Here is a 15,496-nt window from a genome sequence, read left to right as displayed (position 1 = left end):
TCCTGGCCGCTCAGTGGACGTTGGCGGGTCGCTCGTCGACCGCAGCGCCAGCCTGCGCTTCAGGATGCACGGCTGCCAGCTGTTCCTGACTGGTTTCAGGGCCGAACAGGTGGCAGAAGATCCCACCGAACACCAACACCCCCACACAGATTCCCAAGGCTGAATGGACCCCAAGGTTCTGCACGGCGATTGGCAACATGAAGGTCGCGAAGGCCGAACCGAATCGGCTGGAAGCCACTGCAAGGCCAATCCCGGAGGCTCGAAGGTGCGTTGGGAACAACTCGGGTGGGTAGACGAATTCGAGGTTCACCGCGGCAGCCAGCACACAGGCGAAGAAGCCAAAGGCGAGAATCGTACCCAACGGCCCGAAGCTGCCCCAGGCCAGCACCGCCAGGCCGATGGCACTGAGGTAGAACGTACCGATCAGAAATGCCCGACGTGAAATGCGGTCGATGATCATCAGCCCGAGCAGTGCGCCGGTCATCAGCAAGACGTTGTAGACCAGGCCGCCGACGAACTTGTCCTCGACATTCAGGGCTTCGAGCACGCGCGGTGAGAAGGTCCCGAGGGCAAAGAATGGAATGACCTGGCAGGTATAGAACACACAACCAACCAGCGTGTTTTTACGCCAGCGTTTGCTCATCAACTCGCTGAAGCTGCCACGGGCGGGCCTTGCGGCAGGCGCCGCGGGCAGCGTCACGTTGGCGCCAAACTTGGCGCGAACGATGGCCAGTGCCTCCTCGCTGCGACCCTTGGCCATCAGCCAGATCGGTGACTCGGGAACGCCCAGGCGCAGTGGCAGGATCAGCAGCGCAGGCACGCCACTGAGCGCCAACATCAGACGCCAGGCGTCGGGCCCTGAATCGCGCAGGGCAAAACCCACCAGATACGCCGCCACATAGCCGGCTGCCCATGCCGCTGCCAGCACACTGAGCAGTCGCCCGCGGTAGCGGCGCGGAGCGAATTCGGTGACCAGCGACTTGCTGACCACGTAGTCGAAGCCCAGCACCAGACCCAGCAACAAGCGCAAGCCCAGCAGTTGTTCCGGGGACGTGACGAAGAACTGCGAAGCGGAGATCGCCGCGAACAACAGCATGTCCCAAGCGAAGATCGTGCGACGACCGAACTTGTCGGCCAGCGGCCCGGCAAACAGGCTGCCGAGGAACAGCCCGGCCAATGACGCCGCGCCAAGCAGACCCATCCACAGCGCATTCAATTGCAGAGGGCCTGCCGCCATGCTGACGGCAATGCCGATGATGCCTAGCACGAACCCGTCACTGAATTGACCGCCAGTACCGCTGAACACCGTCCGAATATGAAAACGGCTCAGGGGGAGGTCTTCGAACGAAATTTGCCCGCTCATGCGTTTCTCCGCTTGCTTCTTGTAGTTGTGCCCGGCCTGGATGACCGGATGCCACGAGTCTACGACTGAAGATTTAGAGAAACAGCAGGGGCAATTACAGTATCAGCAGGGCTGATACTAGCGGCCAGGAATAGTGATTGTGTCTGCGCACATGGCGCAACTGAATCAACCGATAGCCGCTGAATCAGCCAGGAATGACCATCCATGATCGACCAGGCGGCACCTAGAGATGCTTCAGAAGATGCAGTTGTTTGAAATTACACAACCGCTCTGCAAGCTTGGATACCTCTGCGGTAAGCCCTAACACCCTATCGACACGGTGCACGGCCGAATACCGGATCAGAGGCAGGCGGGTAGTCGTATTGATGATCGACAGTTGTCCCTGATCGATCAGGAACGACATGCATTCCTTGGGCAGATAGCTGATACCGAGCCCCGATAAGGTCAGTCCAACTTGTGCCACCAAATAATTACTGACAATAGCCCTGTTGAACCTTACATCATGCTGGCTAAACCATCTGTCATAGATCAAACCAGTCCCCGAACTACCACCTTGCGTCAGCACTGTGAATTGCCCCAATGCCTGAAGCTCGATCGGATCCTTGCCGGAATATAAATCAGGCGAACACATCCAGACATTTTCGACCGTTTGTAAAGGCGTCGATTGAAATCTGGCATCATCGAAAATATCGGGAACGATGATCAGATCGAGCTGATCCGCTTCCAGCTTTTTAAAAAGTTCTGTACTCAACTCTACAGACGGCTCGATGGTAACCAGCGGATAAGCATCACGCATACTTTCAATGAGGCCGGGTAGCCAAGTCAAAGCCGTGAGCTCGGTGACCCCTAACCTGAACCGTCGAACGAGAACACGTTTGGCACTTACCCGCTCCAGCATCACATCACGCTGACCCAGCAGGTCAGCGGCGTATTGATAGAGCTCCGTGCCTTTTTCAGTCAGCCTGGCATTACGCTTGGCCCTGTCGAAAATTTCGATATCCAGAGCCATTTCCAGCTCCTGTACACGTTTCGAGATGGCTGACTGAGTCATGTTCAACTTGGTGGCTGCCAGTTCGAAACTGCGCATCTCGACGATCCAGTACAGTGCCTCTAGCTGCTTGAAGGTGATCATGCGCCCTACTCCATGTGCCGCGTGACGGCATCGTCAGTCTTGACGGTAGGTGCCCCCTACCCTCGGCTACGGTACAGAAGAATCATTCCAAAAGGGAATATTGATACATAGATAAATATCGCTAAAACTCTAAAAGTCTTCGTCCTAAGATCAGTTTCCGAACAAAAGAACAAGCATCACGGAGACTCCATGTCCTTCCCCGGCACTCGTATAAATCCGCCAGCAACCTCAGCATCCACCGACCTGATCGCGGCATTTCGCACCGTCGTCACCCCACACATCAGTGACAACATGGGTCGTCACGTGGGTGTAAGGGGACTGACTCGCTACAACAAGAGCGGAAAGCTGGTTGGCACCGCCTTCACCGTGAAAACCCGCCCGGGTGACAACCTTTACATCTACAAAGCCCTCACCATGCTTCGCCCGGGCGATGTGTTGGTGGTCGATGCCCAGGGCGACACTACCAACGCAGTCATCGGCGAGTTGATCAAGCTCTACGCCCTCCAGAGGGGCTGCGCGGGCTTCGTCATCGATGGCGCCATCCGTGACGTTGCAAGCTTCGAGGCGACTCCATGCTATGCGCGCGCCGTTGTGCATTGCGGTCCGTACAAGACAGGTCCAGGCGAGATCAACGTTCCTGTGAGTATCGGCGGGATGGTGATTCACCCTGGCGATATCGTGGTGGGTGACGAAGATGGCTTGGTTTGCTTCCCTCAAGCCGTCGCAGAAGACGTCCTGGGTATGGCTCGAAACCATGAGGCTCTGGAAGAGCGTGTCAAAGCCGAGATTGCCAACGGCTCACCTGAACAATCCTGGATCAATAACGCCCTTTCCAAAGCTGGCCTGTTGTGAGGTGAAGAGCATGACAACTCGGTTCCTGTCCAAACGCGTCTCAAGCATCGCTCCGTCTCCGAGCATCGCTGCCAATGCACTGGTAGCGAAGCTACGGGCCGAAGGTCGCGATATCGTCAACTTCACCGTGGGTGAACCCGATCTCGACACGCCCTCGCACATCCTCGATGCCGCGACCAAGGCAATGGCCGATGGTGAGACCCACTACACCAGCACACTGGGCACTCCTGCTTTACGAGACGCTATCGTCAGCAAGCTTTGGCGCGACAACGGTTTGGAATTCACCGTCGACGAAGTAGTCGCAGGTACTGGTGGCAAACAAATCATCTTCGAGGCGTTGGCCGCCACGCTCGACCCCGGTGATGAAGTCATCGTGCATACCCCTTACTGGGTGTCCTATCCGGACATCACCAAACTCAGCGGTGGCCTTCCGGTTGTAATCGAAGGCCGTGAAGCCAGCGGCTTCAAATTGACGGCGGCGGATCTCGCAAGTGCGATCACACCCAGGACGAAGTGGCTGATCCTCAACAGCCCGAATAATCCAAGCGGCGCCGTTTACTCCAGGAGCGAGCTGGAAGACCTGGCCCACGTTCTGCGCGACCATCCGCATGTGTTGGTGATGTCGGACGAGATCTACGAGCATTTCGTCTATGGCGATAAACGCCATGTTTCGTTCGCGGCTGCCGCGCCAGACTTGAAGGATCGCCTGTTGATCATCAACGGCGCTTCCAAAGGCTACGCGATGACCGGATGGCGGCTGGGCTTTGGCGCGGGGCCAAAATGGTTGATCGCGGCTATCGGCAAATTGCTGTCGCAAAGCACCACCTGTCCCAGCTCCATCAGCCAGGCAGCCGCCGTGGCGGCATTTGCAGGCGATCAGACTCCAGTCAAAGCCATGGCCAGCCTCTATCAGGCACGCCGCAACCTGATGGCGGGTTTACTCGAAAAGATCCCCGGCTTGTCCTTCACCATCCCGGACGGCGCCTTTTACATATTCGTGAACGTACAGGGCTTGGTGGGTAAGAAAACACCCAAAGGCAAGCTGCTCACAAGCGACGCAGACGTCGTCGGTTTCTGGCTGGAAGAGGCCGGTGTGGCCGCAGTGGTGGGCGAGGCGTACGGCATCAGCCCTTATGTCCGATTGTCATTCGCCAGTGGCGACGCAGTCATCCAGGACGGCTGTGCGCGCCTGCGTAAGGCCTGTGAGTCCCTCATTTAAGCCCCACACATAATTACAATGACGAGCGCAAACAGGCGCTCGGCTCACCCACAACAAGATCCTGCCGCTTAATCTGTGAGACGGACATGCATACACCTAGAGTTCCACTCGTCGCCCAAATCCTTATGGGTCTGATCCTCGGTATTGTCATCGGCGCCATACTCAATCATTACCCCGACTCTCGGCCATGGCTGGTCGAGCATATATTGCAGCCCGCAGGCGACCTGTTCATCAAACTGATGAAGATGATCGTCGTTCCAATTGTCTTTTGTTGCATGGTGGTCGGGGTAGCTGGCCATGGTGATAACAAGGCACTTGGAAGAATGGGTGCCAAGACACTGCTCTACTTCTTCTGCGTCACAACGACGGCGATCATCTTTGGCTTGGTCATTGGCAACGTGCTGCAACCCGGATCAGGCACTGACTTGCACAGTCTGAAAGCCGTCGATGTCAATCTGCCGAGCAACGGATCAGGCAACCATGGCGTGGCAAGCCTGATATTGGGAATTGTTCCAGACAACATCGTGAATGCGATGGCAACTGGCAACTTGCTTCCCATTCTGTTCTTTGCGGTCATGTTTGGCCTGGGGCTGTCGAGCCTACCTCAGGAGCGAAAGAAACCGGTGCTGGATGTGTTCCGGGGCGTGAGCGACGCTATGTTCAGAGTCACCTCGATGGTAATGGCCTACTCGCCCATCGGTGTCTTCGGCATGATAGCCGTGACAGTGGCCAACTTCGGCTTTTCATCGCTGCTGCCTCTGGCCAAGCTCATCGTCGTCGCTTACTTCGCCTACATCCTCTTCGCAGTGGTTGTTCTGGGTAGCATTGCAAAAGTCGCGGGTATCAACCTGATTGCGTTGATCAGACATATCAAGGATGAGCTGGTGCTGGCGTTCTCGACGGCCAGCTCCGCAGCGGTCATGCCACAGCTGATGAAAAAGCTGGAAACATTCGGTGCGCCTCGGCAACTGGTCAGTTTTGTCGTACCCGTCGGTTACTCCTTCAACCTTGATGGTGCCTCCCTGTTCCTGGGAATCGGTACGCTGTTCGTTGCCCAGCTTTACGGAATCGAGCTGGATCTGACTCAACAGGCACTGCTGGTCGTGACGATGGTGCTGACCTCGAAGGGCGCTGCCGGGGTGCCTGGCTTCATGTTCGTGATCCTGTCCGCAACCCTGGCCAGCGCCGGCCTGCCACTCGAAGGGATCGCATTCATCGCAGGCATCTATCGCATCATGGACATGGGCACCACGACACTGAACGTACTCGGCAACGCGCTTGCCCCGCTGGTCATTGCCAGATGGGAAGCCAAGCGTAGGAACGCTGACGCAAGCCTGAAGGCAGAGGCAGTCGCAGCGAGGCCTCAGGCAGATCTTGCTAAATGAAAGAGAGTTGGCTGCGTTTTCCCGCTGTTCAGACCGGTTGATCCATTGAGCCGCTGACAGAAGTGACACTGTTCTGACGCAGCTCAGTGTCCAAGGCCGTTACGCAGACGTAGCGGCCTTTTTGATTGTGTGGTTGAACCCGCCGACATGTACGAACCTTCTTCAACCCTGTCAGCCCTGGCACACCTGGCCCGTGTGAAGTCGAGCAGCACGTGCAGGATGCGCGATCAGTCAGGACGCTGGTCGAAGTTGATGCTGTAGCAGCTCCTGCATCCAACTTCCCCCCAATACTCCAGTCAGCCACAATCCCTTCCACTACTCGCACCTGCAGCCGCAGGCCCCCATGCTCTACCGCCGCCTGATCAAGAAACTCGACCTCACCTCCCTGCACCTGCTTTGAGCTGCAACTGGCTGACCCAGCAGCGCAATAAGCTCTCACCTACATCGAGGGATCTTGCGGCCTCGGGACAACTGTAGCCTTGGTCGAGCACCAGGCTGGCAGCCTCACGCTTGAAAGTCGGGGTGAAGGTACGTCGTCGTCTGATCATCGACCACCTCTGTATGGCGAGGATTCTCGCCTAAAAGGTGTCCAGGGTTAGTAGACCCGTACAACCATTCCGTTAGGTCGTCACGCATGCGTGGCCATTATTCGTATGCGCATCTCAAATATATTCTGATGCGTTGGCCTGCAATAGGGCTCAGAGTTAGGAAAGTCCTCTACAGCTGATGATGACGCTCTGAATCGCGCCCTATGAATTAATCGGGGCTTCACATCTAGACTCAGCTGAAAGCCAACGATTTGACGCCATATTTATTGCACGCAAAAAATATTGACAGCAATAGCTAAAAGCCACTACAAACAGCAGTGCGGTCGTATTCGCACGCCAACAATCCCATGAAAGGAACTCGCAATGGCCGATATTTTAGTGACGTGCATTACAAAGCCCAATGTAAATAGCACTCATGAGCATATCACGCATCTGGGCAACCCCGCTGCTGGTTGGAAATGGACAAGAGAACAGGTAATTAGAAGTATTGATGAAAAATCAAATAATTTTTTTGTTCAAGACCCGATTAGCGCGAAAAAAGCTTACATCGGTGTAGTTAGGGAAAACGGCAAAGCCGCGTATCTGCGAACCCATGCTGATGGCTCGTGGAACAATAATCTGCTGTCTTTAAACCAGTGCCCCCTAAGCTAACCTCACACAATGATACAACGCTGGACTCCACTTCGGCAGCTCACTAACGCCATAAGACGGAGTCCGGCTTGTTGCGTCATTTTCAGACGCCAGCCTCCCCTAATAGCCCTGAAACCAGGCAAGGGGGAATACGCGGGTGGTGGGATTAAACCCTAAAAATTCCAAATTATATACTGCGAATTCAATTCACCCACCTTTGGATGCTATTTCCACTTGCTTACTAGCCACCGCGACTACAACACAACCTAAGCTCAAAAAATACAGAAACTCTTTTATAGTTGTTTTCAGAAAGCTGAAAAGTACAAAACTGATAATATATTTTTATATGAAGCCGAGCAGATGACCAGCTAAACCTGGGAAGCTCGATCTACACGCATGCGGGCCCAGACAATCGCCTGGCGTATAAAAATAAAGCGCGTATGCCAGCAAACTCTTATCCCCACTGCGCTCGTCTTTACGACGACTGCTTCGATGTAATTGAATAACAGACAACCATAGTGCCTAATAGGTATTTTTTGATTTGTACATTACCCGAAGACGCCGACATGCAGTCAAACTTAGAACTGAGAATAAAAAATTCAAGCTCCGCTCAAATTCACCACTGATCATTTAATACCGACTCCAAGTGCAATACTGACGGTATCCGAACTGAGCGCATGCAGTATCCGAGCAGGAATGATGTTAATGTAGATCGAATTGGTTATAAACAACTGCTGAAGCAGCCTTGACTTAAAAAGATTGCGCATCGAATGGTTATTGAAATAACTCGACATTAAAGGGTATTAACTTGCATTCTTGACTCGCCTAAGACGTGAGCGCAATGCAGCTTCCTCAACACCTCAAGAGTTAAGTCTGCGGAATAAAACCGACAACTGGTCTTAAAATCCGAATTTCGAGCCGGAACTTCGCTAACTTCGCCTATAACGGACGCGTTCGGCGCTCATTTCTTCATAGCCACAATAATGCCGCGTAGCTTTAAGTCATCACCTGTTTCTCTGACCTCCTCAGCGTGCACATCCTTGCTAAACTTCGCTGCCGCACATCAATCCTGTAAGAAATTTCTGAATCCACCGCCGAATCCTTCAGGCTTCGCACTGAGGCGAACTATCCTACGCGCCACGCCGAACCTTCGCCGTTGTCGGGGAAATGCTTCAGGACTAACGTCCACCGCGTCGTTTCTACGACCGGGTGTGAGAACCCGAACCGAGTAAGTTCAGCTGCCTTTCATGGTGGTCATGCGCGGGCAGACTTCGGTCTGGCCGGGGCTCCTTGCTCGCTCGGTTTCTCACCCCGCGTATGACCGCCACCCAAACCCGTGAGAAGGTCGGGTGGCGGTTTTTCTCTGACTTCGCAAGGACTTATCCGATGAAAAAGCCGATTCCTGATCCACCCTGCATCCGGAACACCTCCCACTACTACCTGATCAACCCCGATCTCGACCCCGCCGACGCCCTGACCCACACCCTGGAACTGATGTCCGGCATCAAAACCACTCTGGACGAATACATCTGCGCCAACGCCGGCGAGCCTGGGGTGCCGATGCTGGTCAACACGGTCCATCAGGTGCAGATGGTCCAGGCGCTAACGACTTTCGTGTTGCAAGGTGATCAACTAACGCCGTGATGCCGTCGGCGAAACCCAGAAAGCGCCGACCCTAGAAATCCACCTTCCCCCGCCCCGCCTTGACCGAACCTCGCCGGGCCTTGCCTTCCAGACGACGCGTCTTGGAGCCAAGCGTAGGTTTGGTGGGGCGGCGTTTCTTCTCGGTTTTACCGGCCGCGAGGATCAACTCGGCCAGCCGTTCCAAGGCGTCGGTGCGGTTCTGTTCCTGGGTGCGGTACTGCTGGGCCTTGAGAATCAGCACGCCGTCGGCGGTGATCCGCGAGTCACGCAGGGCCAGCAGGCGCTCCTTGTAGAACTCTGGCAGCGACGAGGCCTTGATGTCGAAACGCAAGTGCACCGCGCTGGAAACCTTGTTGACGTTCTGCCCACCCGCGCCTTGCGCGCGGATGTAGCTCAGTTCGATGTCGCTATCGGGCAGGTGCACGGAGTTGGAGATGATCAGCATGAAATGGCCCTTGTCAGTCGGGCCATTATCACCGCCTTGGCCGCGCTTCCATAGCGCCATGCGTGACGCCTCAGATTCACACGACCGTTGCATCCCCCCGCCTGACGCCGCTTACACCTGGCAGCATCAAGCGAGTCGAGCGCTGTGCCACAGGCACGAACCCTTACTGCCTGGCAGCCCACGCATTGAAACGCTGCTCCAACTGATCGCCATGATCAGCCCAGAACGATGCGCTGATGGCGACTTGGTGCGCCAGGTTGGCCTGGTCGGTGGGCATGTTGTGGCGGCGTTCGGCGTCGACCATCGAGACGGCCTCGCGGTTGACCGGGCCATAGGCGATTTGCTGGGCGTAGGCGGTTTGCGCGGCCGGTTGCAGCACCGACTGGATGAAGCGTTTGCCTTCTTCGCTGTTCTTCGCGCCTTTGGGAATGGTGAAGGCGTCCATGTCGTAGATACCGCCGTTCCAGACGATGCGCAGGTTGCTTTCGTTCTGCACGGCGGCGATTCGACCGTTGTACGCCGAGCTCATCACCACATCGCCAGAGGCCAGGTACTGCGGGGGCTGAGCGCCGGCTTCCCACCACTGGATATAGGGCTTGAGGGCGTCGAGCTTGGCGAAGGCGCGGTCCTGGCCGGCTTTGGTTTCCAGCAGCGCGTAGACATCCTTGGGTTCGACGCCGTCGGCCATCAAGGCGAATTCCAGGGTGTACTTCGCGCCCTTGCGCAGCCCGCGCTTGCCGGGGATCTTTTCGATGTTCCAGAAATCTGCCCAGCCAGTGGGGGCGACCTTGAGTTTGTCGGCGTTGTACGCCAGCACCGTCGACCAGACGAAGAAGCCGACCCCGCAAGATTGAACCGCGCCGTCCAGCAGCTGTGACTGCAACTGTTGGAAGGCCGGATCTTCGCCGATGGGTTCGAGCAGCCCTTCATCGCAGGCCCTGGCCAACTCGGGCATTTCCATCTCGACCACGTCCCAGGCCACGTTGCGGGTGTCGACCTGTACTTTGACCTTGGCCATTTCGCCGTTGAATTCGTCAGCGATGATGCGGGTTCCGGTCTTTTCGCTGTAGGGCTGGTAGAACGCCTTGACCTGCGCGGCCTTGTTGGCGCCCCCGTGGGAGACCACGGTGAGGTCGGCATTGGCCGTCAGCGCGGCAGTGGACGTGATGAGCAAGGTGAGCGAGGAACTGAGGAATTTAGACATTATTATGGCCTCTGCGGAACATCGATTATCGAAGACGATGCGGCACCTGCACTGCTCGAGCAGCTTCGTCGGGCACCTACAGAGGTTTTTAGAGGGCGGCCTGCGCCGCTGCAATCAGCCGTTGCGACAAATCGGCGGGGCGCGCTCATACGAAACGATGAACCCCTGGGCGTGTGACCTGAAGCGGCCAGTCGCGGCCTTCAATCAGGCCGCAGACCGATGGCGATGTCCATCGAGCGCAGGGCAATCCACAGCGCCACCACCCCTTCGGTGTCGTCGAGCGAACGGCCGGTGATTTCTTCGATGCGGCGAACCCGGTAGACCAAGGTCTGCTTGTGCACATTGAGCAGCAACGCCGATTTCTGCCATGAGCGGTTGTGTTGCAGGAACACCCGCAGCGTGTGGATCAACTGGCTGCCGTTGTGCGCGTCGTAGTCGGCCAGGCTGCCGAGCACGCGGCGGTAGGTGCGCTGGGCCTGCTCCAGGTCGGCCGGCAGCCAGAAGGTTTCTTCCAGAGCGTTGGCGTAGTCCACCACCCGCCGTTCTGGCGTTGCGTGGGCCACCGCCAGCCGCGCTTCGCGCAGGGCTTCGGGTACGCGCAACCCGGCGCCGAGCACGGCGCTAATGCCCAGGTGGCAGTCAAGCAGGGCCTGCAAGGGTGCGTACGACTCAGGTTCGTCGAGCAGGATCACCAGCTCATCGCCCACTTGCCGGGCCAGCACCCGGGTGCTCTGCCGGCTCAGTTGCAGTTGCCAGTCTTTCGGTGCGGCGTGGTCGAGTCGCGCCACCAGCAGATGGGCGGTGTGCGGCGCACAGTTCAGTTGTTGCAGGCGAGCACTGGCCGCGCGCTCGCTCAGGCGCATGTTGAGCAGGTCGTCGAGCAGCTCGGAGCCCAGGCGCAGCATGCGCTCGTGCTCGCTCTGCAGGCGCTCCAGCTCGATGGCGAGCACCGAGGCGATGTGATGCAGGATGCCGTAGTCGAGCAGTTGCCCACCGGTGGCAAGAATCGCGCATTCCGGCATCGCCGGCAGCGCCATGACGAACGCTTCGTGGTCGCCGTCGTGACAGCGCGCCAGGTCATAGTTCGCCCGCACGCGGGCCTTGAGCACCTCACTCCAGCGCGCGGGCAACGCCGCCAGGCCTTCGTGCCAGACGCCCAGGCTGCGTGTGTCGAACAAGTACAACTCGCCGCCGACATCTGCCGACAAGCGCTGCAGCAGCCCCGGCAAGCCCAGATGACGCAGGCCGATGCGGGCGCTTTCATACAGCCGCACGACAGCGCGGCGGCGCTGATCCTCGGTGTGCTGGCGGGCGTCGAGAATGGCTTTGGTGACCGCCGAGAACGGCACGGAGTAATGGGTGATCAGCACAGGAAAGCCCAGCTGCTCGGCCTGCGCTTGCAAGGCGGAGAGATCGCCCGGTGCCTGCATGTTCTCACCGATCATCAGGCCGCTGACCTTGGCCTCGACCAGGCGGCCTATATACGCACGCTGCGCCGCTGCCTCGCGCGGGATGCCGATGCCGGTGGTCATCAACAGATCGCCCTCGCCCAGCCATTCGCTGGGGTCGGGCAGCTCGCAGACGTGGGCCCAGCGCAAGGCGCGTGGTGTGCCCGCTGCGCCGGTCAACAGGCGGCTACGCAGCGAGAGGTTGTCGATGATGTCCTGAATGCTCAATGACATGGGACGCACTGCCAGAATGAAGAGGCGAAAACGCGTAAAGGCGCTGGTAGCCGATTGCCACCAACGCCGTGAGCTGCGCCGCAACCCTAGCAGTCAGCGCTACGCAACGTCGAGCATGACCGAGGGCCAGGCGCCGCTCAGCCCGTCGCGCCCAGTGAGGCCGATTCCTGCAGCGACTTGCCTTTGGTTTCCGGCGCCCAGGCCAGGCAGACGAAGAACGCCAGCAGGGTGACCCCGGCGCCGATCATCAAGGTCGCCTGCAAACCGATCGACTCGATACCGATCGGCATCAGGTAGGTGCCGGTCGCCGCACCGATGCGGCTGAAGCCTACGGCCACACCGACTGCGGTGGCGCGCACCGAGGTGGGGAACAGCTCGTTGGGATAGATCCATTCGAGGATGCTCGGCCCGCCGGAAACGAAGGCATAGAAGGCGAACGCGGCGATGATGAACCAGGCCGGAGCGTCTGCCCACAGACCCAGGGCGAACAGGGGCAAAGCCATCAGCGCGAACGGCACCAGCACCATTGGCCGGCGACCCCAGGACTCCACCAGTTTCAGCGCAGGCAGCACCCCGACCGCGAACAGCGTGGCGATCAACAGCTCGCCCAGGGTCGAGGCGTTCACGCCATGGATGCCGGCCGAGACCAGAATCAGGCCGCCGAAGGTGTACAGCACGTACTGCGGGGTGATCTGGGCGAAGTACAGCACGCCGCACATGATGGTGCGCTTGAGGTAGCCGCCCGAGGCGATCATCTTCAGATCAGCCAGCATCGAACGTTGGCGACCGCCATCGTTGAGCTGGTCGATGTCCTGCTGGGTGATCTTCACGGCCTGGCCATACACCTGCAGAATCACCGCCTCGGCCTCCTGCACACGGCCCTTGCTGGCCAGCCACCGCGGCGATTCGGGAATACCGCGACGCAGAATCACCACGATCAGACCCACCACCGCGCCGCTGAACAGCATCCAGCGCCAGAGCGAGTGGTCACCGCTGAAGTTGACCACCAGGTAGCCGACCACGAAGGCGGTCATTGCCCCCACCGACCAGGCCAGCCCGGACAGACCGATCATGAAGCCGCGACGCTTGGATGGGGTGAACTCGGTCAGCAACGAGGTGGCGATTGGATAATCGGCGCCCACGGCCAGGCCGATGACGAAGCGCAGCAGAATCAGCTGCCAGGCATCGGTGACGAATGCGCTCAGTCCGCAGGCGATGATCAGCACCGTCAGGTCCAGCGCGTACATGGTTTCCCGACCGATGCGGTCGGTCAGCGCACCGAACACCGTGGCGCCGAAGAAGATGCCCAGCAACGAAGCCGCGCCGATCAGGCCGGTTTGCACCGGGGTGGCGGAAATATCCTGGGCGAAGCCGACCAGCGCGATGCCGATCAGGCTGAGGATATAGCCGTCCAGAAATGGGCCACCGCAGCAGGCAAGCAGGAGTTTGCGGTGGAACCGGGAGACGGGCGAATTTTCGATGACATCGAACACGCTCATGACAACAAACCTTTCTTATTGAAATTGTGGAAGGCGCAACGGGCTGGGGTCAGCCGATGATGAAATAGTGCTTGGTGACGGTTTCCTCGATCTGCCAGACACCGGTGGTGTTGGGCGCGAAGTACAGGGCATCGCCCGCCTGGAAACTGATCGCTTCACCCTCGTCAGGGGTGAATACGCCTTTGCCGCTGATGAAGTAGCTGTATTCGGCCTGCACGACCTGACGGCGCCAGGTACCGGGTGTGCACTCCCACACGCCAAGGGCGAAGCGTGGATCGTCCACCACTTCATCCAGGGCCAGACGGGTCTGGGCCACTTGATCGCCGAGGGGTTGGGCCACCGCCACAGCCGGTGAAAATTGGCTGTCGGCAGTCAGGCGTTTGCGGATCGGGGTCATGTCGTTTGGCTCCTCTGGATTCAGGCTTTGTCTTCGAGACCAGCCGGGGCAAGCCCGGCCAGCAGGCGGTCGAGGGCACGCGGTTGTTCACCACTGATTTCCGCACGTTCCTTGCGGATCACGGCGTTGCGTACCAGCGAGCCGCCCAGATAACGCAGCGGCTCGGGGGGGAAGGTCTTGCAGGTACGGCCGACCAGGGCGCATTGGCTCCACGGGTCGGGCGTATTCAGGGCCAGGCTGGCGAGGATGCGCCCGCCCAGGCGGCTTGGGCCGACGCCGTTGCCACTCCAGCCGATGCCGTAGTGGATGTTGTCGCTGCCGGCCAGGGTGCCGAACACCGGCAGGCTGTCGTAGGTGCGGTCGATCGGCCCGGACCAGGCGTCGGTGATCTGCTTGTGCGCAAGGCTGGGGTAGGTCCGGCGCAGGTCTGCTGCGGTCAGATCGATACTGGGCTGATGACGACTGAAGGTGTGATCGATGCGCGAGCCATAGGCCAGCGCCCCGGTGCCTTTGCCGAAGGCGATGCGCCCGTCGCGGGTGGTGCGGTAGTAATCGACCATCAGTTGCGAATCGGTGATCGACTGCTGGCCGGTCCAGCCCAGCGTGCGCAGGTCGTCAGGGATCGGTTCGGTGACCACGATCGAGCTGTTGACCGGCACGATCAGCTTGCCCAGCTCGGGGATGCTCGCCGCCCAGGCGTTGCTCGCCAGTACCACGGCGCCGGCATCGAGGTGGCCCTTGGCGCAATGCAGGCGCACGGGACGGCCGGGGTCGATCTGCGTTACGGCGCTCTGCTCGAAGATACGCACCCCAGCCTGCTCGGCCACTCTGCGCATACCGCGCACCAGTGCGCCGGGCTGTACCGTGGCGTTGCTGGCCTCGAAGACGCCGGCCAAGTGCACCGCGGAGCCAGTCGCGGCCGCTACCTGATCGGCTGTCCAGCGTGCGAACGGTGCAACGCCCAGCCGCTCACAAAGCGCCAGCGTGCCGTTCCAGCTGTCGATGTGCGCAGGTGTGGTGGCTGTCCACAGCCAGCCGTTGCGCACGAAGTCGGCATCGATCCGGTGCTCTTGGCAGAACGCCCCCAGCTCGGCGATAGCCTGCTCGGCGGCATGGGCGAGAAACAGTGCTTGCGCCTGGTCACAGAAGCCCAGCAGGGAACCGATCTTCGGCCACCACGACATGACGAAGCCACCATTGCGCCCTGATGCGCCGCCGCCGCAGATGTCCTGCTCGACGATCACCACGTCCAGCTTTGGGTCGCGCTCCTTGAGGGTCAAGGCGGTCCACAATCCGACGAAGCCACCGCCGATGATCGCCACGTCGGCGCGCTGTTCGCCGCTCAGGGAACGGCTGGGTTGCAGAGAGTCCTTGAGGCTGCGCAGCCAGTAGCTACGCGCCAGAGGTGCCGAAGAGGCCAGGCGCATGGGAGTGATTCCACTGTGTTGTTTTGCCACAGTGTCCCGTGCCGGCGGACGGTGAGGTATCGAGCAAAG

At 59.0% G+C, this 15,496-nt stretch carries 13 protein-coding genes and 1 pseudogene; 5 read left to right on the top strand and 9 right to left on the bottom strand.

From position 1 onward, the window contains the following. Positions 1 to 10: 10 nt before the first annotated feature. On the bottom strand, positions 11 to 1,363 hold the full coding sequence (locus tag H618_RS21475; RefSeq protein WP_081673742.1) for an MFS transporter: 1,353 nt from the start codon (positions 1,361 to 1,363) through the stop codon (positions 11 to 13). Positions 1,364 to 1,586: 223 nt separating this feature from the next. Further along, positions 1,587 to 2,495: a LysR family transcriptional regulator gene (locus H618_RS0109055; RefSeq protein ID WP_028694775.1), complete on the bottom strand. Its 909-nt coding sequence runs from the start codon at positions 2,493 to 2,495 to the stop codon at positions 1,587 to 1,589. A 189-nt stretch (positions 2,496 to 2,684) separates the two neighbouring features. Between H618_RS0109055 and H618_RS0109050 the strand changes: the two genes are divergently transcribed. From H618_RS0109050 to H618_RS21470, 3 genes are all read left to right on the top strand, one after another. Further along, positions 2,685 to 3,347 carry an RraA family protein gene (locus tag H618_RS0109050; RefSeq protein WP_028694774.1) on the top strand — a complete coding sequence of 221 codons (663 nt, stop codon included), beginning with the start codon at positions 2,685 to 2,687 and terminating at the stop codon, positions 3,345 to 3,347. A gap of 10 nt (positions 3,348 to 3,357) precedes the next feature. Beyond that, positions 3,358 to 4,566: a pyridoxal phosphate-dependent aminotransferase gene (locus tag H618_RS0109045; RefSeq protein ID WP_028694773.1), complete on the top strand. Its 1,209-nt coding sequence runs from the start codon at positions 3,358 to 3,360 to the stop codon at positions 4,564 to 4,566. Positions 4,567 to 4,652: 86 nt separating this feature from the next. Next, positions 4,653 to 5,951, top strand: a complete 1,299-nt coding sequence (locus H618_RS21470; protein WP_050577262.1) for a cation:dicarboxylate symporter family transporter — start codon at positions 4,653 to 4,655, stop codon at positions 5,949 to 5,951. Positions 5,952 to 6,352: 401 nt separating this feature from the next. Here H618_RS21470 and H618_RS22390 read toward each other — a convergent pair. Next, a pseudogene (locus tag H618_RS22390) lies at positions 6,353 to 6,499 on the bottom strand (transposase); the annotation flags it as partial. A gap of 363 nt (positions 6,500 to 6,862) precedes the next feature. Here H618_RS22390 and H618_RS22385 point away from each other — a divergent pair. Then, complete coding sequence (locus tag H618_RS22385; RefSeq protein WP_081673741.1) at positions 6,863 to 7,150, top strand: DUF3892 domain-containing protein; 288 nt, start codon at positions 6,863 to 6,865, stop codon at positions 7,148 to 7,150. A 1,365-nt stretch (positions 7,151 to 8,515) separates the two neighbouring features. Beyond that, positions 8,516 to 8,773: a hypothetical protein gene (locus tag H618_RS22930; protein WP_028694772.1), complete on the top strand. Its 258-nt coding sequence runs from the start codon at positions 8,516 to 8,518 to the stop codon at positions 8,771 to 8,773. A gap of 31 nt (positions 8,774 to 8,804) precedes the next feature. On the opposite strand, the gene arfB is transcribed toward H618_RS22930, so the two are convergent. From arfB to H618_RS0109005, 6 genes are all read right to left on the bottom strand, one after another. Beyond that, positions 8,805 to 9,218 (bottom strand): alternative ribosome rescue aminoacyl-tRNA hydrolase ArfB, encoded by a 414-nt coding sequence (arfB, locus tag H618_RS0109030; protein ID WP_028694771.1) that lies wholly within the window; start codon positions 9,216 to 9,218, stop codon positions 8,805 to 8,807. 163 nt (positions 9,219 to 9,381) lie between these two features. After that, positions 9,382 to 10,422 (bottom strand): ABC transporter substrate-binding protein, encoded by a 1,041-nt coding sequence (locus H618_RS0109025; RefSeq protein WP_028694770.1) that lies wholly within the window; start codon positions 10,420 to 10,422, stop codon positions 9,382 to 9,384. A 200-nt stretch (positions 10,423 to 10,622) separates the two neighbouring features. Next, positions 10,623 to 12,104 (bottom strand): PucR family transcriptional regulator, encoded by a 1,482-nt coding sequence (locus H618_RS0109020; RefSeq protein ID WP_028694769.1) that lies wholly within the window; start codon positions 12,102 to 12,104, stop codon positions 10,623 to 10,625. Between the two features lie 137 nt (positions 12,105 to 12,241). Further along, a complete protein-coding gene (locus H618_RS0109015; protein WP_028694768.1) occupies positions 12,242 to 13,603 on the bottom strand; it encodes an MFS transporter in 1,362 nt (453 codons plus the stop codon). A gap of 49 nt (positions 13,604 to 13,652) precedes the next feature. Further along, positions 13,653 to 14,000: a cupin domain-containing protein gene (locus H618_RS0109010; RefSeq protein WP_028694767.1), complete on the bottom strand. Its 348-nt coding sequence runs from the start codon at positions 13,998 to 14,000 to the stop codon at positions 13,653 to 13,655. A gap of 20 nt (positions 14,001 to 14,020) precedes the next feature. Further along, positions 14,021 to 15,427, bottom strand: a complete 1,407-nt coding sequence (locus tag H618_RS0109005) for an NAD(P)/FAD-dependent oxidoreductase (protein WP_028694766.1) — start codon at positions 15,425 to 15,427, stop codon at positions 14,021 to 14,023. Positions 15,428 to 15,496: the final 69 nt, after the last annotated feature.

This window comes from Pseudomonas cremoricolorata DSM 17059 = NBRC 16634 (assembly GCF_000425745.1).
GTDB classification, from domain to species: Bacteria; Pseudomonadota; Gammaproteobacteria; order Pseudomonadales; family Pseudomonadaceae; genus Aquipseudomonas; species Aquipseudomonas cremoricolorata.
This window is presented reverse-complemented; position numbering and strand designations above follow the sequence as displayed.